Annotated in this window: 22 protein-coding genes; 16 read left to right on the forward strand and 6 right to left on the reverse strand. The window is 70.3% G+C overall.

Translation table 11 applies throughout. The annotated features are described in order from the left end of the window. Positions 1–143 precede the first annotated feature (143 nt). Positions 144–1,463 carry a VWA domain-containing protein gene (locus tag OG928_RS32160; RefSeq protein WP_406290357.1) on the reverse strand — a complete coding sequence of 440 codons (1,320 nt, stop codon included), beginning with the start codon at positions 1,461–1,463 and terminating at the stop codon, positions 144–146. Positions 1,464–1,609: 146 nt separating this feature from the next. After that, the gene (locus tag OG928_RS32165) at positions 1,610–1,990 is read right to left on the reverse strand and encodes a hypothetical protein (RefSeq protein WP_406290359.1); all 381 of its coding nucleotides are present in this window, start codon (positions 1,988–1,990) and stop codon (positions 1,610–1,612) included. 116 nt (positions 1,991–2,106) lie between these two features. On the opposite strand from OG928_RS32165, the gene OG928_RS32170 reads away from it, so the two are divergent. From OG928_RS32170 to OG928_RS32185, 4 genes are all read left to right on the forward strand, one after another. After that, positions 2,107–3,807: a tetratricopeptide repeat protein gene (locus tag OG928_RS32170; protein WP_406290361.1), complete on the forward strand. Its 1,701-nt coding sequence runs from the start codon at positions 2,107–2,109 to the stop codon at positions 3,805–3,807. 2 nt (positions 3,808–3,809) lie between these two features. Next, positions 3,810–5,336 carry a hypothetical protein gene (locus tag OG928_RS32175; RefSeq protein WP_406290364.1) on the forward strand — a complete coding sequence of 509 codons (1,527 nt, stop codon included), beginning with the start codon at positions 3,810–3,812 and terminating at the stop codon, positions 5,334–5,336. Then, positions 5,333–6,352, forward strand: coding sequence for a hypothetical protein (locus OG928_RS32180; RefSeq protein WP_406290367.1), 1,020 nt, complete (start codon positions 5,333–5,335; stop codon positions 6,350–6,352). Before OG928_RS32175 ends, OG928_RS32180 begins: the two co-directional genes overlap by 4 nt. A 386-nt stretch (positions 6,353–6,738) precedes the next feature. Then, positions 6,739–7,008 (forward strand): helix-turn-helix domain-containing protein, encoded by a 270-nt coding sequence (locus OG928_RS32185; RefSeq protein WP_406290369.1) that lies wholly within the window; start codon positions 6,739–6,741, stop codon positions 7,006–7,008. A gap of 42 nt (positions 7,009–7,050) precedes the next feature. Here the strand turns inward: OG928_RS32185 and OG928_RS32190 are convergent, their stop codons facing one another. From OG928_RS32190 to OG928_RS32200, 3 genes are all read right to left on the reverse strand, one after another. Further along, the gene (locus OG928_RS32190) at positions 7,051–7,638 is read right to left on the reverse strand and encodes a ClpP family protease (protein ID WP_406290372.1); all 588 of its coding nucleotides are present in this window, start codon (positions 7,636–7,638) and stop codon (positions 7,051–7,053) included. After that, positions 7,635–8,264, reverse strand: coding sequence for a ClpP family protease (locus OG928_RS32195; protein WP_406290375.1), 630 nt, complete (start codon positions 8,262–8,264; stop codon positions 7,635–7,637). Before OG928_RS32195 ends, OG928_RS32190 begins: the two co-directional genes overlap by 4 nt. Before the next feature lie 61 nt (positions 8,265–8,325). After that, a complete protein-coding gene (locus tag OG928_RS32200; protein WP_406290377.1) occupies positions 8,326–9,225 on the reverse strand; it encodes a helix-turn-helix transcriptional regulator in 900 nt (299 codons plus the stop codon). A 106-nt stretch (positions 9,226–9,331) separates the two neighbouring features. Between OG928_RS32200 and OG928_RS32205 the strand changes: the two genes are divergently transcribed. After that, a complete protein-coding gene (locus OG928_RS32205; protein ID WP_406290380.1) occupies positions 9,332–10,834 on the forward strand; it encodes an MFS transporter in 1,503 nt (500 codons plus the stop codon). 102 nt (positions 10,835–10,936) lie between these two features. Continuing rightward, entirely contained in the window at positions 10,937–11,671 is a 735-nt protein-coding gene (locus tag OG928_RS32210; RefSeq protein WP_406290382.1) for a hypothetical protein, read from the forward strand. On the opposite strand, the gene OG928_RS32215 is transcribed toward OG928_RS32210, so the two are convergent. Then, positions 11,643–11,867: a hypothetical protein gene (locus tag OG928_RS32215; RefSeq protein WP_406290384.1), complete on the reverse strand. Its 225-nt coding sequence runs from the start codon at positions 11,865–11,867 to the stop codon at positions 11,643–11,645. The genes OG928_RS32210 and OG928_RS32215 overlap by 29 nt on opposite strands. Positions 11,868–12,129: 262 nt before the next feature. Between OG928_RS32215 and OG928_RS32220 the strand changes: the two genes are divergently transcribed. The 10 genes from OG928_RS32220 to OG928_RS32265 all read left to right on the forward strand — a co-directional run bounded on the left by OG928_RS32220 (position 12,130) and on the right by OG928_RS32265 (position 22,293). Further along, a complete protein-coding gene (locus OG928_RS32220) occupies positions 12,130–12,639 on the forward strand; it encodes a SigE family RNA polymerase sigma factor (protein ID WP_406290386.1) in 510 nt (169 codons plus the stop codon). Between the two features lie 50 nt (positions 12,640–12,689). Then, on the forward strand, positions 12,690–13,901 hold the full coding sequence (locus tag OG928_RS32225; RefSeq protein ID WP_406290388.1) for a hypothetical protein: 1,212 nt from the start codon (positions 12,690–12,692) through the stop codon (positions 13,899–13,901). Between the two features lie 543 nt (positions 13,902–14,444). Then, entirely contained in the window at positions 14,445–15,575 is a 1,131-nt protein-coding gene (locus tag OG928_RS32230; RefSeq protein WP_406290390.1) for a hypothetical protein, read from the forward strand. A 152-nt stretch (positions 15,576–15,727) separates the two neighbouring features. Next, positions 15,728–16,252, forward strand: coding sequence for a GtrA family protein (locus OG928_RS32235; RefSeq protein ID WP_406290392.1), 525 nt, complete (start codon positions 15,728–15,730; stop codon positions 16,250–16,252). Next, entirely contained in the window at positions 16,249–18,330 is a 2,082-nt protein-coding gene (locus OG928_RS32240) for a hypothetical protein (RefSeq protein WP_406290394.1), read from the forward strand. Before OG928_RS32235 ends, OG928_RS32240 begins: the two co-directional genes overlap by 4 nt. A gap of 716 nt (positions 18,331–19,046) precedes the next feature. Beyond that, complete coding sequence (locus OG928_RS32245) at positions 19,047–19,925, forward strand: RNA polymerase sigma factor (protein WP_406290396.1); 879 nt, start codon at positions 19,047–19,049, stop codon at positions 19,923–19,925. After that, positions 19,922–20,626 (forward strand): hypothetical protein, encoded by a 705-nt coding sequence (locus OG928_RS32250; RefSeq protein ID WP_406290400.1) that lies wholly within the window; start codon positions 19,922–19,924, stop codon positions 20,624–20,626. Before OG928_RS32245 ends, OG928_RS32250 begins: the two co-directional genes overlap by 4 nt. Before the next feature lie 86 nt (positions 20,627–20,712). Then, complete coding sequence (locus OG928_RS32255; protein ID WP_406291318.1) at positions 20,713–21,066, forward strand: STAS domain-containing protein; 354 nt, start codon at positions 20,713–20,715, stop codon at positions 21,064–21,066. A gap of 518 nt (positions 21,067–21,584) precedes the next feature. After that, positions 21,585–21,830, forward strand: coding sequence for a hypothetical protein (locus OG928_RS32260; protein WP_406290403.1), 246 nt, complete (start codon positions 21,585–21,587; stop codon positions 21,828–21,830). Further along, on the forward strand, positions 21,817–22,293 hold the full coding sequence (locus tag OG928_RS32265; RefSeq protein WP_406290406.1) for a Clp protease N-terminal domain-containing protein: 477 nt from the start codon (positions 21,817–21,819) through the stop codon (positions 22,291–22,293). The genes OG928_RS32260 and OG928_RS32265 overlap by 14 nt, the downstream gene beginning before the upstream one ends. Positions 22,294–22,297: the final 4 nt, after the last annotated feature.

Raw genomic sequence — 22,297 nt, forward strand, 5'->3', positions numbered from 1 at the left:
GGGGGACGTCAAGATGCCCTTCGCGTTCACGGTAGGAGACGGCCGCGCCGAACCGCGATCTCCGGCCCGCCGCAGCGCCGGGCCGACCCCCCGAAGGCAGTCCGCTGCTGCCATGGTGACACCGGCGACCACCGGAAGCCCTGTCACCCCGGGCCCGGTCGGACGGCGTGCCCGTGACGGGTCATCGACGTTCGCGGCGTGGCGAATCCGTCCACGAGGCGCTCGTAGAGTTGCTCGTCGGTCAGCGCGTCGAGGTCCTCCTCGGCGAAGGATCCGACGTTGCCGGATTCCGGCCGGGAAGCGTGCCGCAACTGGCGCCGAACGATGTGCCGGACCAGGAAGTTGGTCTCGGCGAGGACCCGTTCCTGGTGTTCCGCATCGGACCGGTAGAAAGAGAGGTCCGGACACACCTGCACGAACTGCCAGAAAGCCGGGCGGTTCGCTGTGTCCCGGACCAGTTGCTCGACCTCCCGGACGTCGATGGCTCCGTCCGAGAGGAAGACCACCAGTACCGGCAGGCCGCCCGGGGGCGGCACATGCCGATCGAGGATGGTGCGGACCATGCCGACCGCGTCGGTGCCGCACCCGATGCCCACTGACCAGCTCAGAATGCCGCCCGGATGCACATGTGGCAGCCAGTCGGCGATTCCCGGGACGTACAACGGTGGGAGGGGCACCTGTCGATCCGCAAATGCCCAGACATCCAGTACCTCCCTGGTGTCCAGACGCGCGGCGACCGATGCCAGCCGCTCCACAGTCCGGGCAACCACGCCGTTTTTGTACAGGTCGTTCATCGAGCCGGATCCGTCCAGCACCATCACGATTCGCCCGCGGATCCCGGCGAGCCCGCGCCGGCGCAGCCAGGCCGCGACCTCACGGTCGTGCAGCGCCATCCGGCCGGCCAGGCCGGGGTCCGGCGGCACCGCGATCGGCGCGGGCTTGGCGAGTGCCGTGGGCGTGCCGAACGACGCGTGCCGGTTCAACAGGTCCGGTAAACCGCCCGGGTGACCCCGGCCCACCGCGGTCAGTCGCCACCCGCCCGCCTCCCGGTGGATCTCCGCGAGGACAAGCGCGGTCTCGGTGTCGGCCCGGGCGAGCCAGGTCGCGAACGGCGTGCTCGCGCTGTACGCGTACACAGTGAGCCCCGGGAACCGCGCAAGCGGCAGATCGCCGATCGAGGCCACCACGACGATCCGGGCCACCGCCGCGGGCAGCGCGGACGGGGTGATCCGGATGGTCGCGGTGCTCGCGTCGGCGCCCAGGAACCACACCGCGCCCGACGCTGCGGTCGGCTCGGTGCGGCTGACGACCGCGTCCCGCTGTGCGCAGACCCGCCCGTCCGCGCCGAGCAGCAACGCGCACAGATCGACGCGCGGCATCGCCTCGGCGGCCGGCCAGGTCAGCATGAGATCGGTGATCGCGTCGGGCAGCGGCGTACTCGTGCCTGGCTCCAGAGTGCTCATCCCGAAACCCTGCCGGGCCCGCGCACCCGCCGACCTGCGAGTTCACACATCTGCGGGGAACCCCTCACGGTCAAACGCGGCACCGGGCCCCAGAACACGCGAAAGGGCCCGGCGGTACCACCCCAGCCGGCGGGCGGGAGCGGTCGTCAGCTTGACGCGTCGTCGTTCGGAACGGATTCGATCAGCGTCGCGAATTCCTCCGGGGCGATGATCTCGATGTTCAGGGCCTGGGCTTTGGCGCGTTTGGAGCCGGCGTTGTCGCCGGTGTCGACGAGTTGGGTGACCAGTCGGCCGCCGATGCTTTCGATGTCGCGTTGGTCGCGGCCGACCGCGTACAGGATCCCGGCCTGCAGACCGCACGCGCGGGCCCCTGCGCGCACCGCCACAGCCGTTGAGAGGTGTCCAACTCGCCGCCGCGCTACGGGCACGCGGTCGGGAACGCGATCGGCGTCAGCCGGTCCGGTGGGCGGGTGTTGCCTTGCCGGCAGCTCCGACAGGCCCATCACACCCACGGGTTCGCGCTCCATGGCCGCCTTTCGCGGCTCGGATTCGGAGACGTCGCCGGTCCGGTGCTGGTGTACTGGGAGCCCGCCGGTGCGCCTCCACGGTTGGGATCGGCACGGCGGGGGAATGAGGTGTCGGGGTGCGGCAGAGATGGAAGATCGCGGTGATGGTGCTCGCGGCGATGTTCATCGTCTCGGCGCCGTTGTGGCTGTTGGACCGGCCGGGTACAGGGCAGTTCGTGGGGGCGTCGGCTCAAGGCGCAACCGGGGCAGCGGCATTCGCGTGGGCGCTGCTTCGTGGTGGCGGACGGTCCGGGGATCTACCGGACGGTATCGACGACGCCTTCGTGTCCCTGGAGCGGGCGGCCGCCGAGCGCGAGCGGCTCCTGGGCGCCGAGCATCCGGACACGTTCACCGCGTGGGCGAACCTCGTCGAGGCATACCTTCGGGTGGACCGCATCGGCGAGGCGATTCCCGTCCTGGAGCGGGTGGCCGCCGAGCGTGAGCGGGTGTTGGGCGCGGGGCATTTGGACACGCTCTCCGCGTGGACGGACCTCGCCGACTCGTACCGGCGGGTGGGCCGCCTCCGCGACGCCTTCACCCTCTTGGAGCGAGTGGCCGCCGCGCGGCTGCGGTTCTTCGGCGTGGGACACCCGGACACCCTCGCCGCGTGGACCAACCTCACCGACTCGTACCGGCTGGTGGGTCGCGACGAGGACGCCATCCGCCTCTTGGAGCGGGTGGCCGACGCACGTGAACGGTTCTTCGGCGTGGGACACCCGGACACGCTCGGAGCCTGGGAGACCATCACCCTCTGGTATCGGCAGACGGGCCGCGTCGGCGAAGCGATTCCCATCCTGGAGCACGTCGCCGCCGAGCGCGAGCGGTTGTTCGGCGCGGGACACCCCGACACGCTGACCGCGTGGACGACCTTCATCGACGCCGTCCGGTCGACGGGCCGCGCCGGCGACGCAGTTTCCGTCCTGGAGCGGGTGGCCGTCGAGCGTGAGCAACTCCTGGGCGCGGGGCACCCGCACACGCTCACCGCGTGGCTGAACACCGCGGACACCTACCGGTGGGTCGGCCGCGGCGGTGACGCCATCCCCGTCCTGGAGCGGGTGGCCGCCGAGCGTGAGCGCATCCTGGGCTCCGAACACCCCGACATGCTCGCCGTGTGGACGAGGCTCGCCTCCTCGTACGAGGCGGCGAGCCGCTTCGACGATGCCATCCCCGTTCGCAAGCGAATGGCCGTCGAGTGTGAGCGACTTCTGGGCTCCGAACACCCCGACACACTCACCGCGCGGACGAAACTCGCCCTCTCCTACCGGGAGGCGGGGCGCTTGGACGATGCCATCCCTGTCCTGGAGGAAGTGATCGCCGACGGCGAGCGACTCTTCGGCACGGAGCACCCGGAGACGTCCGCCGCGCGGTCGAACCTCGCCGTCTGGTACCGACAGGCCACGGGTTGTCGGGTGCGATTGGGCTTGAAGGACGATGGGGAGATCACGGCCGGGGTGCCGGCGCGGATCGTCCTGTGGATCGACGCGGGTCCCACCCATCCCTGGGCCGCGCCCGACGCCGGACGCCCGGCCCTGCGCGTGGTGGCGACACCGCTGAGCCGGGCGCAGGTGGACCCGGCCTCGACCGTCTACCACCACGACCAGCCGGCGGAATTCGAGTGGTTGGCCGATCGCCTCGGCGTCCACGCGCTGAGGTTCACCCTGTACGACCACGCCTCCGGTGCCGTGCTGCAGCGGGTGGAGACCGAACTGGTCGTCTCGGGCGACGCCGGACACGAACCGGCCTCGGCGCCGGCGCCGTACCACCGGGAGGGGAGATGACAATGCCCGCCTCTCTGCCTGTTCGCGTTGTCGACGACCCCAGCGACGGCTTCCGTCGCCTTCCGCACCTGGAGATCGCCGAGCCGGATCTGCGGGTCAGTTTCGATGTGCTCGGAGGTGATCGGATCCGGGCCCGGATGTCGGGCCCGGCCGTGCCCGCGCTCGCGGGTGGCGAGCATCGGGCCGACCTCGCGGCCCACCCGGGCGAGGTCCGGGCCGCGGGAAGCCGGCTGTGCCGGTTGTGGGAGGAGGTCTTCGTCGACCATCAGCCCACCGACACACGAGGCAGACCCGAGGTTGGACGCATCCGGCCCTTCGCCACGGCGGCCGACCTCGTCGCAGAGCCGGAGGAGGAGGTACGCGCGGCCGTGGACGAACTCGTGCGCGAGGGCGCGTCCGTGCTCTTCGACGTCCTGCTGGCCGGCGACGACCCACCGGTCCGGCTGTTCCGGTCCTACCTGACGACGGCGCTCGCGCACGAGGGGCTGCGGGTGCGCTTCGATTCCCCGGACCTGCACCTGCCCTGGCCGATGCTGTGCCTGGGCCGCGCACACACGGCCGCCCCACGCTCGACGACCGGCTCCTTGGTCGGGAAGGACTCGCCTGTCGCCCTCGTCCATGCGCGCTCCACCGCCGACGTCGCCGGCTCGGCCGGACCGGAGCCGCAGCGGGCCGTGGTGCCCATGCCGACAGACCGACCCGCAGACGCCCCTCTCGAGTTCGAATCCCGATCGGAACCCGCACCGGAACCGGCGTTGGAGGCCCTGTTCGACCTGTTCCTGGGGCACCGCCACCAGATCGAGCACACCGGCGACGCCTACCCCTGGATCCGACCCCTCGCCACCACCACAGGGTCCGCGTCCAAGGTGAGTGTCAACCACGACCCGTCCGTGGGCCCCAAGACCCGCGCTCCCGACGTGGTGAAGAAGCTCATCGCCAGGCCCGGGAGTGTCGAACGCACCACCCACCGCGAACTCGTCCGCGACCTACGGCAACGGCACGTGAGCGACGAGTTCATGTACTTCTGGGTTCACGGCAGCTTCGAACCCGACGGCGCGTCGAGTGCCCGACTCGTCATCCGCCTGAACGACGGCAGGACCATCGACGCCGGCACGATCCGCGAGGCCCGCGCCCGCCACCGCCACGCAGGCACGTTCCGGCCCTTCATCCTGCTCAACGCCTGCCATGGCGGCACCCCTGCCGACGCCGACCACGCCCATCTCGCCCGCGCCCTGATCGAACACGGCGCTCAAGGGGTCTTGGGCCCGACGATCCGCATGCCTCAGGCGTTTGCCGCCGAATACGCCCTCGCGTTCGTCACCCGCTATCTCCACGAAGGCGCCACCGCCGGAACTGCCGCCCGCGACCTCGCCCGCGACTTCGCCGCGCGCTACCGCAATCCCCTGGGCCTGGCCTACGCCCTTCACTGCGGCATGGACACCCGCCTGCCACTCCCGCCGTCCGACACCGCGCCACCGACAGTCGACCCGCCGCCTTCGTCCCGGCCCGCAGGGAGAGAGACCCCGTGAGCGAAACCGTCGTCGTCGACCTGGACACCACGGGCTGGATCGTGGACCCCGATACCGACGCACCTGTGCCCCACCATCGCCTGCGCGACCACTTCGCCACCCACCTGTCACCTCCGGCCCACGCCACCGACGTCATCGTGTACGCCCACGGCTGGCGCACCCCACCAGCGGCCGCCATCCGTGCTGCCCGAGGCCTGCACGACCTGACCCGAGAACGCGTCCACACCGCCGGACACCTGTACCCGAACCTGGCCGAGAGCGGCTTCGAACCGTGGACGGTGGTGGTGCGTTGGCCCTCGGCGAGCCGCATCGGCACCACCGCCAACCGTCGCATCCGCGACCGTGCTCACGCCATGGGCGCCCGCGACGGCACCGGCCACGCCGCACACGTGCTGGGCGCGCTCCTGGGCTACCTCGACACCGAACGTCCCCACCCCGACGACGCCCCCGACCTCACCACCCGCGACGGCCATCGCCTGCACCTGGTCGGCCACTCCTTCGGCTGCCGCCTGCTGTGCGAGGCCGTCCAATGGGCCGCCGACACCCGCGCCGGCGACACTCTCGGCCGGACCGCCGTCCCCTACCTGCCGTCGCGTCCGTTCACCGTCGACAGCGCCCTTCTCCTGCAGATGGCCGCACCCCACGACGCCTTCGCCCGCCTGTTCGCCAACCTGCTGCCCACCGACGATCACGACGGAGCCCCGCTGCGCGGACCCATCGTGGCCACCCACTCGCGCCACGACCGCGCGGTCGGCTTCTGGCACACCCGCGTCGAAGGCCGACCCGGCGCCGGCCGCCTCGGCATCACCGCCGCCCCGCACGACGCCTTCGCCACCCGCATGCTCCCGATCGACACCGCGTACCCGCGCGCCGCGCTGGATCACCGTTTCGTGAACCTCGACGCCACTCGCATCTTTCGCCGCGGACGCCACCTCAACCCGGCAGGCGCCCACAGCGACCACATCCGACCCGAGACCGCCCACCTCCTCGCCGCCCTGGCCGACCACACCCGATGAGAACACCGGGGCGCGTCCAGCTTGGTTCCAACTCCCAACGGGCACCGGACAGATCGCTGGGGTAGCGGCCGCGGTGTCCGGTCATGTTTTGTTGGTAGCCCCGGGTAGCAAAACGCTCTTTTGCCTTCGGGTGCAGGTAGTTCCTGGTGAGTTCGAGGCGAGCGATCTCGGAGAGTGCTACTTGAACGAGTTCACTCAGCCCGCGCGGCTCGCCCCGGATTCCGCTGGGGGCGGACAACTTCGAAAAGGAGGCACGGAGCGGCCTACCATCGAGCATGACCGACACCTCCCCATCGCTTCCGCTCCGTGCCGACGACAACGGGCAAGGCGCCCCCGCGTCACGCCGACCGACGACCGCACCGAGTCGCGAACCGCTATGGAGGCATGTGCTCGGCGAGCAACTGCGGTCGCTTCGACACGAACGCGGCGAGACACTCGTCGAGACATCGGGCCGCGCGGGCGTCTCGACGACGTATCTCTCCGAGATGGAACGCGGTATCAAGGAGCCGTCGAGCGAGATGATCGCGGCAGTCGCCGGCGCGCTGGGGACGAGCCTGGTCGATCTGACGCTCGCGGTCGCCGAGAACCTGAGGAGTACCCGGCCGACGGGTCGCTCGAACACGGTTTGCCGTGCCGCGTACGCCCTGGTGGCATGACCGTAAGGCGACCGGGAGCGCGAACGCGCCGGTCGGGGCGCGTCATCGCTCCTCGAGGACGACGTCGACGAGCCCGTACTCCTGGGCCCCGGCCGCAGTGAAGACCCTGTCGTGGTCGGTATCCGCGCGCAAAGTGTCCGTGCCTCGGCCACTGTGCCGGGAGAGGATCCGTTCGATGTCCGACCTGACGCGCACCACTTCGTCGGCTTGCAGGATCAGGTCCGGGATCGCGCCGCGTCCCTGCGCGGCGGGTTGATGGAGCACCACACGCGCGTGGGGCAGGGCGGCGCGCTTGCCGGGCGCGCCCGCCGCGAGTAGGACCGCGCCCACCGCGACGGCCTGTCCCACACACGTGGTGGCGACCTGCGAACGGATGTACCGCATGGTGTCGTACACCGCGAGCATGGCGCTGGGGTCGCCGCCCTCGCAGTTGATGTAGAGCTGGATGTCCTGTTCGTGGTTGTCCGCTTCCAGGAACAGCAACTGCGCCACGAGCGCGTTGGCGACGCCCGCGTCGATGGCCGTCCCCAGGTAGATGACGCGCTCCGCGAGCAGGTGCGAGTACACGTCCATGACGCGTTCGCCGCGGGAGTCGCGGGTGATGACGTTCGGAATGGCGTACGTACTCATCCCATGGCCCCCTGGAATCCGGAGTTCTGTGCGACACGGCGGGAACCGCGCGGAGCGATCTCGTCGAACTCCTGCACGATCGCGTCGATGAAGCCGTAGTCGAGCGCTTCCTGCGCGGTGTACCAGCGGTCGTGGAGCGAGTCCTCGAAGACCCGCTCGACGGGCTGTCCGGTGTCCTGCGCGATGAGGCCGATCACGGTGTCGCGCGTGTGACGAAGATCGTTGGCCTGCAACTCGACGTCGACGGCGGACCCGGCGATACCGGCGGAGCCCTGGTGCATGAGCACGCGGGCGTGCGGTAGCGCCCGGCGTTTGCCCCGCGCTCCCGACGAGAGCAGGAACTGGCCCGCGCTGTAGGCGATCCCGAGCACCAGCGTGGACACGTCGCACGGAACGACCCGCATGACATCGCGGATCGCGAGCATCGACGGCACCGAACCACCGGGCGAGTGAATCCACAGCGCGATGTCCGCGGACGGGTCCTCCGCGGCCAGAGTGAGCAGTTGCGTGGTGAGCAACGTGCCGTTGTCGTCGTCCAACGGGCCGTCGAGGAGCAGGACGCGTTGCGCGTACAGTTCGCGCCGCGTGCGCTCGTGGAAAAGCGGGGCTTTCGTGTCTTCGCTCATGCCCCCACCCTGGGCCGCCGCGCACGGCGGCCACAAGCCGATCCGCCCGGGGCGGATCCGCTCAGAGCGGAGCCGCCCCGGTGCGGGCGCCCTGCTTCAGCAACTCGGCGGGCCCCAACTCCCGGTAGCGGCCGACGAGTCGACCGAGCAGCCGCTCCGTCTCCGGGTCGTCGGGTGTATAGATCCACATCTTGGTGTCGGGGTCGGAGGCCATCGCGAAACCGGTCGCGATCACGCTCAGCTCGTCGCCGTCGACGGTCCAGAACGACTTGCGCCGGGTGACGGACGAGGCGACCTCGTGTCTGGCCCAGATCTCGGCGAAGCGACCACTCGCCTCGGAGAGCCGCCGGATGAACCCCGTCCAGTGCGGGTCGCCCAGGCGGCGGCCGGACTCGGTCCGCAACTGGGCGACCATGAAGGAGATCTCGCGCTCCCACTCGACGAGCGGCTGTAGATGCTCCTCGGCAGTGAACAGATGCCACAGCACATTGCGGTCCGCCGGCGGCAGCAGCGCGAGACCCGGATCGAGCGCCGCGTACGCGTCGTTGAAGGCGAGCACGTCGTAGCGGGCGGTCACGATGCTCGCCGGAAGCGGGGTCAGGGCATCGAGGATGGTCTGCTGCTCCGGCGGCCGGTCCCGGCTCCGCGACGCGTCGAGGGGCACGCTGGGGATGTCCGCGAGCCGGTAGAGATGGTCGCGCTCGGTCCGGTCCAGCCGCAGCGTTCGGGCGATCGCGTCGAGCACCTGGACGCTGGGGTTGATCTCCCGGCCCTGTTCCAGCCAGGTGTACCAGGCGACTCCGATGCCGGAGAGCTGGGCGACCTCCTCGCGGCGCAGTCCGGGCGTACGCCGCCGGGTGCCGCGCGAGATGCCCGCGTCCTCCGGGGTGATGCGCTCGCGGCGGAGTCGGAGGAATGCGCCCAGTTCGGAGCGCCGCTGGGCCTTGGGATCGTCGGGCATCACCATTTCAGTGTGCGGGACGGCCGCAGGGCGCAGCCAGATACCCCCAGTACCGGGACTACTGGGTATCTGGTACCTGGATACGACGCCCAGGATCATCGCCGTCATGAGTGAGACGACACAGAACCGGACGGTTGCGGCCCCGCCCGGAGAGACCGCGCCACAGGCCTCGACGCAAGCCTCGCCACATGCCTCGCCACAGGCGCAGGACCCCGCCGCGCACCAACGCCGGAACAACCGCATGCTGGTCGTCATGCTGGGCGCGGTCTTCATGGCCCTGCTCGACTCGACCATCGTCAACGTCGCGACGCCGACCATCCGCACCGACCTCGGCACCACCGGCTCGGCGCTGCAACTCATCGTCTCCGGCTACACGATCGCGTACGCCACGCTGCTGGTGACCGGCGCCCGCCTCGGCGCGCGCAACGGCTTCCGGACCATGTTCCTGTTCGGGCTCATCACCTTTACCGCGGCCTCGCTCGCCTGCGGTCTGGCACCCGACTCGGCGACCCTCATCGGCGCACGCGTGGTGCAGGGCGTCGGCGCGGCGATGCTGATGCCGCAGATCTACAGCCTCATCCAGCTGAGGTACGAAGGGGCCGCGCGGGCCCGGGCACTGAGCCTGTACGCGGCCGTCATCGGGCTCGGCGTCGTGGTCGGCCAGGTCGCCGGCGGCCTCCTGGTCAGCGCGGACCTCTTCGGCACCGGCTGGCGTCCGGTGTTCCTGGTCAACGTGCCGGTCGGTGTGGTGCTGGTGATCGCCGGGCTGCGGCTACTGCCGCAGGGCAAGCCCCCGAAGCCCAAGGGCCTGGACATCCCCGGCCTGATCACGCTGACCGCCGCACTGCTGCTGCTGGTCGTGCCGCTCGTGATGGGCCACGAGCAGAACTGGCCGCTCTGGATGAAGATCTCCCTGGTCGCCTGGGTCCCCATGCTCGTGGTGTTCACCCTCGTCGAGCGTGCGGTCGCGCGCCGTGGCGGAGCGCCGCTGGTGCCGGGCCGGGTGCTGAAGACGCCCGGTCTGGTGTCCGGAGCGTCCGCGAACTTCTTCGCGATGGCCGGGTACGCGGGATTCCTCTTCGCCTTCTCGCAGCACATGCAGTCCGGGCTCGGCGAGTCGGCGACCCGTACCGGACTGACGTTCGCGCCGCTCGCCATCGGCGTCGCGACCGGCAGCCTCACCTGGCAGAAGGTGCCCGAGCGGCTGCACCGGACGATGATCGTCACCGCGTGCGTGGTCGCCGCGGTCGCGTACGTGGCCATCGGCTTCGACATGCGCTCCGGCGGACACGGCGGCCTTGCGCTCCCGGCCCTGCAACTGGTCGTCGGCATCGGGATGGGGTACATCACCAGCCCACTGCTCACCGTGGCGCTGGCCCAGGTCAAGCCGGCCGACGCGGCGGACGCGAGTGGCGTGATGACGACCGCGGCCCAGATCGCGCAGGTCCTCGGCGTCGCGGCCTACGGCAGCGTTTACCTCGGCGCGGCCGACAGCCACGCGGCCGACTCCTCGGCGAACGCCATCTTCGTGACCGCGCTGCTCGTCACGGCCGGGGCCCTGCTCAGCTCGCTGGCAGCACTGAAGCTGCCGCGCAAGCAGCAGGCCTGACCACCACCTACTGGAGAACGAGACCCCCATGGCAGTCGCCGGTCTTGTGACCACCAGGCGGCGTCATCAACGTCATGACCTCATGGATCTAGGGTGCAGAGCATGACAATCGACTACGAACGCTTCGCCGAACGCCTGACCGCCCCTTGGCCGCAGTGCCGAACGCTGGTGCCCGACCTGCTGCGCGAGTTCGGCCACGTCGAGGCTCTGGCCGATCGTTGGCAACCCGAACCGCCGATATCGGACAGTGTTCCGGACGCTCTCGCCGAATGGCTCGGCTCCGCGCGCAATTCGTATCTCCTCGACCGAGGACTGTACGAAACGTTCCTGGACTGGCCGACACGGCCACTACAGGAACACACGGTCTTCATGACCGAGTACGAGGGTTGCTGCGCGTGGGGCTACCGGGACGCCGACGCGCACCTGCCGGACCCGCCCGTGTGGGTGGGTCCCGGCGAGGAGTGGGAGGGGGCCGAGTGGGCGATGTCGAGTCGTTCGGTGACCGAGTGGCTCGTGCAGATGGCTGTCGTGCGGGTGCTGCCGCAGTACGCGTTCACCGGCGACGTACGCGCGTTCGGGACGACCGAGGAGCAGGGCCGGCAGGTGCGCGCGGCGCTGCCCGCCCTGGGCCCGCTGCCGTGGGACGAGGTGGGGAACACGTTTCACTTCTTCGGCGCCCGGGACGCCATCGTCGTCTGGCTCTCCGAGCACGACTCGTGGGAGTGCCCCGACCTGGCCATCCTGGGCCGTACCGAGGAGGCGGTACACGAGGCCGCGGCGCGTTTGGACGTCGAACTCGACCATGGGGTCACCGCACCGGCACGACCCCGACCTTGATCGATCCGCGTGACCCGTGCCTCCGCCACCGTTGCGCGCGTTCGCCCTCGGGCGGAGGGCGACAGCAGGGCGCTCGCCCGCGAACTCGACTCTTCTTGCCGGTCTTGCCGGTCTTGCCGGTGGTGACGACGAGTCGGGCGGCGATGTCGCGCAGGCTCAGGTCCTGGTCGCGCAGGTGGCGGGCCATGGACAGCATGTGGGCTCTCCACAAGTCCCGATCGGGTGACTGCGATTCTCATGCCGCAGTAGGCCACGGGGGCGGTGTCACGGTTCCTTGGTATCGGTGTCCGGTCGTGCTTGCCTTCGCCGGATCGAACAGTTCTCCGTCGTCGGTTTCGGGCCACCAGCCGCCGTCGCGGTAGCGGCGGCGAAGCTGCTTCCAGGTGATCCCGGAGTCGAGTGTCATGAAACCTGTGGGTCGCGGCGTTACATGTGCGACGCCAAGGTACGGAGGCTCCATGTCAGGCAGAAAGGCCGCGGACTTCGAGGAGTTCGCGCACGCGCACAGTGGTCAACTGCTGCGCACCGCGTGTCTGCTGACCGGCGACTGGCACCTTGCCGAGGACTTGGTCCAGGAGACCTTCGGGAAGCTGTTCCCGCGCTGGCACCGAGTGCGGGCCATGGAAGCCCCCATGGCCTATGCCCACACGACCCTGGTGCGCACGTTCCTGTCCGCGCGGCGCCTCAAGCGCTGGTCCGAACGTCCCGCCGAGAGCCTCCCGGAGACGCCCTCGCCGCAGACCCACGACATCGACCTGCGCCTGACCCTCCTGGAGGGGCTCGCCCGACTATCCCCCGCCGATCGCGCGGTCCTGGTGCTGCGCTACTGGGAGGACTACTCGGTCAACGACACCGCGGACATCCTGCGAATAGCACCCGGCACCGTTCCGGTCCGCGCCAGACGGGCCCTCGGCCGACTGCGCATGCTCCTGAACTCCGAACTCCGGGACTTGGTGGCGGCATGCTGAATCCAACCGAACGTCAGACCCAACCGCGCGATCGTGATCGGGAGGAACCGGTGGCCGAGCTCACCGACGAAGAGTTCGAGCGGTGCGAGCGGGAACTGCCCGGTGCGCTGCGCGCCGTCGGCGACACGTTCCGCGGGCCCAGTCCCGACTTGGTCGGACGTGGACTCGCCCGAGGCCGGCAACGGAGCCGGATCCGAGCCGTTCGCCGGGCCGCGATCGCCGGCGTCCTGGTGGCCGCGAGCGTCGGCGGATGGGCCGTGTTCGGGGACGGCTCCGAGGCGTCGGTATCCGGACCCGTCGCCCGGACCGACGTCTCCACGCAGCCGGGCGGGCAGCGGGACCTGCTGCCGTATCTGGCGAAGGCCGTGCCCCCGGAAGGCAATCTGACCAACGATGAAAGCCGCTTCGACGACGGCGTTCCCAGAGTGCTCAGGAGCCAGGCGAGCATTTCCGCGACATACAGCAACGGCAGCGGCTCGTCACCCCTGATCGTGACCGTGTCCCGTCCCGTGCCCGGCACCGGCACCGATCTGGCAAGCGACGCGTACTGCCCGGCGGCGCGGGCGCTGCTCCAATGCACCCGGTCGGCGGAGCCGGACGGGGCCGCGCTGACCGTGCGCAAGGCCCGCAAGGAAGAGGGGAGTTCGGAACAGGAGTGGCGGGTGCTCTACACCCGTCCCGATGCCGCCCGTGTCGACGTCCGCACGATCGTTGCCGAACCCGGCCCGGGATCGGCCGGGGGCGCTCTGGTGCTGAGCATCGAGCAGATCACCGCCATCGCCCGCAGCGCGGTGTGGGATCCGGTGGTCGCCGCTCAACCCGCGGCCGACCAGCAGGTCCTGGGCCTGCTGCGAGCCCTGACGCCACCGGAGGTTCGCGTGGTGGGCGTCGACGGTGACGCGGACGTGGGTGTCGCCGTCGTCGAGACGGACGCGGGCCGCTTCCTGCTGAGCGCGAGCGTCACGTCCGCGTCGACCGACGGGCGGTCGGACTGCCCCGGCAAGGGAAACGGTACGTGCGAGATGGTGACCCTGTCGGACGGGACCCGGGCGAGGGTCGAGCACGACCGGAACACACAGGGCAGAATCGTGCCGCTGGCCCTGACGGCGTTCCGCGCCCACGGACCGCAGGTGCGTCTCGAAGCGGGCGCGCCCCCGCCGAAGGGTTTCTCCGTCCCGGGCGAGCTCCGCGGATCCGGATCAGGCCTGACCGCCGACCAGTTGATGGCGATCGCCGCCTCACCGCGCTGGGACGCCCCCTGACTTGGAGGGTCTCCGGGTGGGCCGTGATCCCCGTCCCCTGAGCGGCCACGCGAAGGGGTTCCCCATCGCGGGACCGGCCCCCCGAACCTTTTGGCCCGCGCTCTCCGCGGGTCCTGATTCCGCGGGCCCCGGTTTCCTCGGGCCCCGATTCCTCAGGCCCCGATTCCTCGGCCCCCGATTCCGCGTAGCCCCGATTCCGCGATGTGAGCGCCCCGTTGCCGGGCCCGGTGTATACCCGGCCGGGGCTCACTTCGCGCTGCCCGAAACACCCGACAAACGACGACCGATCCGCTCCCGACACCGTCGAGAACGGCACCTGCCGCATCCCGAAAGACGGGGTTCATGACCCGAAACCGCCGTACCGCCGGGCATCTCGAACCGTTGCCCGCCGGCACCTTCCCCCGCACGGAAGCGTTGTCCGAACCAGCCGATCTGCCCTCGGCATCGAGCCGCGGCCATCCCGTCACCTCCGGCGGCCGAGGCGTGGGCATCATCCGGACGAGCGCCGTCGCGGCGTCGGCGTCGCCCCGCAGCGTCGCGCGGGTGACGCCAGACCCCGCCCCACGTCCCTCCGCCGCGACAATCGGCGTCCTGCTCGGAAGCGTGGTGGTGGCGGCATACACGGGCATTCGCATGCCCAGCCGCTGGACCGCGACACTGCAGACGGTGTCGTTGCAGGACGGCTTCCACCGACGGTTCCTGGTCGGAACGCTGCTGCGGCCGATCGCCCAGCCGACCGGCTACGCCTACGGCCTGTTCGTCGCCGTTTCGTTCGTCGTCCTCGCCGCGCTCGTCGCCGTGTTGGTGCGGGTCGCGGTCACCACCCGCATCCCCGCACGGCGACTGCTGATCGTCGCCTTCCTCCTGTTGCCCACCGGCGGATACCTGTTCCACGAGGTCGGCTACTTCGACCAGTTGCTCTACCTGATGTTCTTCGGATCGCTGTGGTTGCTCGGACGGGGCCGTGCGGTCGCCGCCGCCGCGATGCTCGCGCTCGCGGTGACCGTCCACGAGATCGCCGTGCTCACGGTGCTGCCCCTGTTCTTCCTCGCCGCGCTCCGGGCGTCGCCGCTACGCCGCGCGGTCCTCGCCGTCATGCCCGCGGCACTCGTCGGCGGCGTCATTCTGGTGGCTTCCGCGGCCGTGGACGGTGCCGGCAATCGGCTCGGGCGCAGGCTCACCGACACCGGCTTCCCGCTCCGCCCGGACGCGCTCGAACTGTTCGGCCGTACCCAGAGGGACAGTTGGCGGTTGTACTCGCCCTCGGACGTTCTTTTGTTCCTGCTGCCGCTGTTCGTGATCGTGGTCGGCGCGGTGTTCGCCCTCGCCCGGACGAACGCGCGCCGGTCGCGGCGATCCGCCGTCCCGATCGTGGTGTGGATCGCCGCCGCGGGCGCTCCGGTGGTGCTCGCCGCGGCGGGCTGGGACCGGGAACGCTGGGCGTTCCTCCTGATCGCCAACTTCTGCGTCGTCGTGTGGTTCCTGCTCGCGGAACACCCGCCCGAAGTCGGCCACTCGTCCCACCTGGTGCTCGTCGCGGCACTGTTGCTGACGGCGCACGTACCCCTCACGTACTTCGACGGGTACGCGCCGCGCGCGCTGACCGCCGACGACATCTCCGACTTCGCCGAGCGCGCCGCGTCCGGCTCCTTCACCGACACCCCACCGCGGTGAACGGGCACATTCGCTCGGCCGAAAGACGCGATCGGGGAGAGCGAACGCCCTCCCGCGACGGACGCGACACCACCGCACCCGGAGGAACCTCCGGGCGGTCAGGAACCAGTACACCGGGGGCGTTCGCCCCGATCGTCACGACGGGAAAACCCATGTTCGGTGCACTGCCCGGCTCGCCGGCTGCCCTGGTACGGAAGCACGCGCCCGAAGTCTCGAAGTTCGCGGTCGTCGGGGGGATCGGCTACCTGGTCGATGTCGTCCTGTTCAACCTCCTGCGCTCGTTCGTCGGCATCCCCGCGCTCCCCGCGAAAGCCGTATCCCTCACGGTGGCAACGACGATCGCATTCGTCGGCAACCTCCGATGGACGTACGGGGAACGCACTCCGGCAACGGCAACGGCAACGGCAACGGCGCACGTGCGAGGGCAGTACCTGCTGTTCGTCGGCTGGAGTTGCGGAGGCATGGCGATCCAGATCGCCTGCCTGGCGTTGTCCCACCACGTCTTCGGATTCGACAGCCTGCTCGCCGACAACATCTCCGGCAATGTGATCGGCATGGCGCTCGCGACCGTGTTTCGCTTCTGGGCCTACCGCACCCGGGTGTTCCGACCCACCGACGGCTCCTCGGACCCGAAGTCCTCGGCGGCCGCGGTCGATTCGGCCCCGCTGTGGCGGTGAGCGTGCCGGGCGCCGCAGGGCTGGTGATCGCGCTGCTGGTCACGCTCGGCGGGTGTTGGCGCCTCGCATGCGCCACCACGGCCCGGGGATTGATCGACCTGGTGCTCGTCTGGTTGCTCCTGACGACGGCTCAACTGTCCGCGTTGACCCTGCTGATCGGTGGGCTCTTCCGGCAGTTGAACGCGGGCGCCCTGTTCACCGCCGCGATCATGCTCGCCGCGGTGGAGACATGGTTCACCCGCCGAGGCGGTGCCCGGACGGCCCGGCTCCGCGGTCCGGTCCGGGTGCGCTCGCAGATCCCGCGGCTGCGCCGGTCCCTGCGGCATCCGGCGGTGGTGGTGATCGCCGCGCTGGTGGCGGCGCAGTACTGCTGGCGGGCCGCGATGGGGACATTCCTGGGCCCCCTGGACTACGACGGCCTCTGGTATCACCTGCCGGGGCCGGCGATCTGGCTCCAGCAGGGATACGTCGGACACACGCCGCAGGTGCTGTGGGCCGACGTCTATCCCCAGGGACAGGAACTGCTCACGGCGTTCAGCGGAGCGTTCCTGGGCACGGTTCGTCCCGGCTGGGCTTCCGGGCTGCCGTACCTCGCCATCGGAGCCGTCGCCACGGCCGGGCTCGCCCGGACGGCGGGAGCGCGCCGGGCCCACGCCGTGCTCGCCGGCCTGGGGCTGCTCGCGATCCCCGCGGTGTTCCTGGAGGCCTCGACGACCTACGTCGACTTCGGCGCGACGGCCACCATGCTGGCCGCTCTGCACCTGGTGCTTGCCATGGGGCCGACCCTCGCGGTCGCGGTCGAACGAGGCGAGGACCCCGCTCCGCACCTGCGCCGCCGGCTCGTGCCGATCGGGATCGCGCTGGGCCTGGGCATCGGGGTGAAGTCCTCGAATCTCCTGACCGTCGCGATGGTCGTCGTCCTCGTAGTGGTGCAGACGTGGCGGGCCGTGCTCGCGGGACACCGCGGGACGACGCCCCCGATCGCACGCGCTTCCCGGTGGCGCCGCGACGGTGCCGCAACGGTTCGGCTCGCGCTGCCGAACCTGGCGCTCATGGGCGTGCCGGTGCTGTCACTGGGGGGCTACTGGTACATCCGCACCTGGGTCGCGTACGGGAACCCGTTCTACCCGTTCACCATGTTCGGGTTCCCGGGCAAGGGCTCCGTGCACGACCTGATCATCACCACCACCATGGCGCCACAGGTCATCGGGCAGAGCAAGCTCACCGCGACGTGGCAATCGTGGCTCCTGGATCGCGAACGCCTGGCCTACACCCACGACCAACAGCCGGGAGGCTTCGGCCTCCAGTGGATCTACGTCCTGCTCCCGATCGTGATCGTCGCCGTCGGACTGTTCGTGTTCCGGCGCCGATTCGACCTGCTGTGGGGTCTGCTGCTCCCGGTGGTCATCTGGGGAGTGGCATCCCCGGCGCCGTGGTGGGCGCGCTACCAGTTGGTCCTCCCGGCATTGGGCTGTGTGTGCCTTGCGGCCGTCCTCTCCGCCGTCGCCGAACGGCCGCGATCCTCGCGCGGATTTCGCCCGGCGGCCGAACCGCTGCTGCGGCGCGCCGTCTCGGGACTCCTCGCGGGCGCGTTCGTGGTGACCACGGCGACATCCATGTGGTGGGCGACCCAGCCGTCCAACACCTGGACGAACAAGGGCGGATGGTGGCATCGGGCCGACGTCCGCGAGACCGTGGAACTGATGCGCGATCCGGACCGGGACCGCAACCTCATGCCGGCCCTGGCGTATGCGGGCGTGCAACGCGTCCCGCACGGCGAAACCATCGCCTTCACCGCGAACACCCGGCAGCACTTCTTCCTGCTGCTCATGGGTGAGCGCGGTCAACGGCGCATCACCGGCCTCGGCGAGCCACGCGACCTCCACGACCTCACCCGGCGCCTCCGGGCCTCGGGAGCCCGATACGTGATGCTGTCGGCAACCGGCCCGGACCAGGCCCTGCTGGCGGCCGTGTCGCGGGACCGCGCGCACTACCGCCCGGTCGTGCAGGGCGACGGCGCACTCGGCAGGGCCGGGGACCAACCCGGTGCGGAACTCTTCGAGACGGGAGACTTCTGACCCCGCCGGCCGGCCGCCCCGGACAACTCCCCACCGATCGAGCGACACGAACGCCTCAGCACCGACTCCGCCCGTGCCTGGTGGCTTCTCGGCAAACCCGAAATCCCGAACCGTCGCCGGGTGGGGCGAACCGCAGGGCCGGTCGTGATGCGTCGGCGGGAAGGTCTGTGTGGCAACACTCCCCGGGTTCACCGGCCGCCCGGTCCGAGCCAACGTCGCTCCGGTTGCCTACGGCTCGAGGTGGTGGTCGATCCGATTCGGGCGCAAGCGGGAGTGGTTCGTGCGTTCGGTGTTCGATCAGGGTGTGAACGGGTTCGATGGGGAGCCGAATTCGACTATTGCTCGGATACCGTCCGCATTCGGGCCGGTGAAACGAGAACGTGTTGCCGATTGTGTGATCGGTCGAAGATTTTGCGTGACCGACTTGGACAGACGGCGCTTTCCGAACGAAGTACCGAGCAAGGGTGCTCACGCCCGGCGACGCCTCGAGCGCAGCCGCTGAGTGCCGGGGGTCGGTCGGACGATGGGAAAGGAAGTGTGTTGAGCGACATGCTCGGGTCGAGTGTCAAGCAGGTGTGGGGGACCATAGGCCGGTCCGTCGTCGCGTTCCACGTGCCCCTCGGGTGTACGGGCGGTGACGTGATCGCGTGCGGGCGCTTTCGCGATCACGGCGAGGGGGACGTGCCGTGGCGGACGCCGACGAGGAACGGCCGCCGATGAACGATCACCCCGAGCAAGCCGTCGAGGTCGACCTGACGAATCGCCTCCCGCAGGACTACGTGGCGTTCTGCCGCAGGGTGGAACCGCTTCTGGCGCGGTACGCCTTGGAGTACGGCGAAACCACCGCGGAGGCGGGCGGCATCGTCACCGGCGTCCTGGCGGACCTGTTCCACGACTGGGCCCTGATCGCGCCCACCGTCCGAGCCGAGCGCACGTTCCACATGCTGTGCGCGAGCCTTGCGGAGCGTCGCTCCCGGCGACGGGCGACGAGCCGGGCACCGGGCGCCCGCTCCCGGCCGGATGAGACCCCCGTCGGCGCCCCCGAGGACTTCGTGGTGTTCTGGGGCGCGAACAAACGGGACCTGACGCGGTACGCCCGCAAGTTCCTGCGTTCCGACCGTGACGCCGAAGAGGTGGCGTCCGACGCGTTGTTCGAGCTCTATCGATGCTGGGACGCTCGCGGACGGGAGACGCCGCACGCGGTCGTCTACCGGATCGTCAAGAGCCGCGCGGTCGATCGACTGCGACGCCGCGGACGCACGGTCGAGGAGATTCCCACCGACTTCGCCGCCCCCGACATGCGGGAGGTCGTCTCCACCACACCCACCCTCGACGATCCGGGCGACACCGTTCCCGACCGCGAGATCTTCGAGCAGGCCGTCGAGGGCATGCCCGAAAGAAGAGCCGCCTGCGTTCGGCTGCATCTTCAGATGCGGCTGCCCCTCCAAGACGTCTCCGTCCTCTTGGGAGTGAGCATGTCCACCGTCCGCACCCACATCCACATCGCGCGCCAGGAACTCCGTCGGGCCCTGCGCCCTCGGACGCCGAAACCGACCCGGGCCACAAGGGTTGCCGCCCGGAAAGGGAACGCATGAGCCGCCAGGGTCCCCTCGAGCGGGTGCTGCGGGAGCGTCGACGCGTCATGGACCATGCCTTCGCGCCCCATGACACCGACGCGGCCATGCGGCGGTTGACGTCTCGCATCGTCCAAGAGGAACTCCTGGCCGACCTCGCCGCGCCCGGCCGCGAACGGCCCTCACGGATGGCCGCCTTCGCCGACGCCCACGCCGCCCAGCTGTGCGCCGCGGCGACTCTCGAACACGTTTGCCGCGCGGTCGTCTCCGGGCCCGCCACCCGCGGGATCCTCGAGGATTTCGTGAAGCTCCCCATGCCGGCAGGCGCCTTCGTGTTCGCGTGTCTGCTGTACCTGGCGGGCCGCCCCGACGGGGCGGTGTTCTGGTGGCAGTACGCCGCGGGCGGGGAGGAGGCCGGGGCCGTGCGCTGCCTGATCCTCTTCAACCACGTCGAGGGCGAGCCCGGGATCGCCGCCCACTGGCTTCGCTTCCACGACAGCCCGGCGTTGCCCGCCACCCCGGCGACGATCGACGACGACGCGACGTCGGCGGCCCGGGCCGATGTCGGCATCGAGATCGTCGAACATCCGGAGTTCGGGGAGATCTGCCTGCCCAACATGGCTCGGGCCGAATCCGGCATCGAGGTCGTCGAGCACCCGGAACTGGGCGAGATCTGCGTTCCGATGGTCCGACTCCCGCGCCTGCTGTGTCCGAGCACGTGAGCGGCGCGTGCGGCGAACGCCGACGGCGGATCCGCCGGGCCTGCCCCGCCCCGACGGGTGGAGGACCGGCGGGTCGGCGCCGCCGCGTGCCGCGTGGCGCGCGCGGGACCGTCGGCGAACGGCCGCCGGCTTCGACGAGGGCCCTCGGCGGACGGGTCGTGGTGACCCTGCGCGGCGAGATCGACATCGCCAACATCTCACCGGTGGAGCACGAACTCGCACGCCTGGAGGACGTTCACGTCGGCGACGTGTACGTCGACCTGCGCGCGGTCACCTTCCTCGACGTCCGCGCCGTCAACGCGCTCGAACGCGCACGCGAACACGCGAACCGCCGCGGAACCCGCATGCGCCTGGTGTGCCGGCGGCCGTTCACGCTACGGCTGCTCGGGATGGTCGGCGGGTTCGCCATCGTCGGCGAATTGCCGCGACCCGCCGATTGACGCGTGCCGAGCCCGGCCCGGCGGCTGCGCCGCCGCGTCGGGCCGCCGCCGGAGAATCGCACGATCGATCACAAATCCTCTCGTCGCGGTTCGGCGACGCCACACCTCTGCGGGCCCCCACAGCTGTGGGGCCCGTAACCCGACGGGCCTCCTCACCCAAGGAGGATCGATGGGGCAGGAAAGCGATGACTCCCCGGAGTCGCCGCGTCGATGGACGGCGGTCCGCTCCGCAGGCTACGTGCGCAGGTGGGTCCCGGTACTGGCGACCGTCATCACGACGGGAATCGCGGTATACGGGGCCGTAACCGGCCACGGGCCCAGCCAATAGCGGCCGGGCCCGTCCAAGCGAAAAGCAAGAGGCTCCACCCGGTACTTCGGTTGGCGAGTCGATCCGGGTGGGGCCTCTTTTTGCACGTCCGCAAACCCGCTCCTGCGAGTCCCCGACGCATCACCCCGCCCCGTCCCCGTCATAAGCAACTCGGGTTGACTATCTTCATTAGTCAACTACAGTTGCTTGTATGTCCGCCGCCAAGAATCCCCTTCCTCAAGAGGCCGCTGACAGCCTGGCGGCTGTCGTGGCGTTGCGGCGCCTTGCCGATCAACTGGAGGACGCCGCTGTCGAGCAGGCCATGCGAGCGGGCTGGAGCTGGCCGCAGGTCTCCGAGGCGCTCGGTGTCACCCGCCAAGCCGTCCACAAGAAGCACGCCAAGCGGCTCATCGCCGCCGGAGTCAAGCTGAGGAGACGCGGCGATGAGCGCGTTTGACAAGTACCTGCACGCGGTCATCGTGCGGGCGACGCACGAAGCCCACGAGGACGGGTCGGCGACGATCGACGCGCACCATCTCCTGTTGTCGATCGCCGCGGATCAGGGGTCGATCGCACACCAGGTCCTGGCCTCGGCCGGGCTCGATCGCACTGCCGTCCGCGAGGCACTGGATCGAGAGTTCGAGCACAGCCTGAGCATGATCGGAGTGTCTCCGGCCGGCTACGACCTTCCCAGGCCGAGCCACGCCGTCGAGCAGCCCAAGATGGGTGCGTCCGCCAGACTCGCACTGGAGCGGAGCTTCGCCTTGGCCCGCAAGAAGGACCTGCGGTCGGCGCATCTGCTGCTCGGGATCCTGCAGGCTCAAATCGGCACCGTGCCACGCGCTCTCGCCTTGGCCGGTGTCGATCAGGCCGAACTGGCGGACCGCGTACGGCAGACGCTCGACAGCCGGGATCAGTGACCGG

Source organism: Embleya sp. NBC_00896 (assembly GCF_045207785.1).
Taxonomy (GTDB): Bacteria; Actinomycetota; Actinomycetes; order Streptomycetales; family Streptomycetaceae; genus Embleya.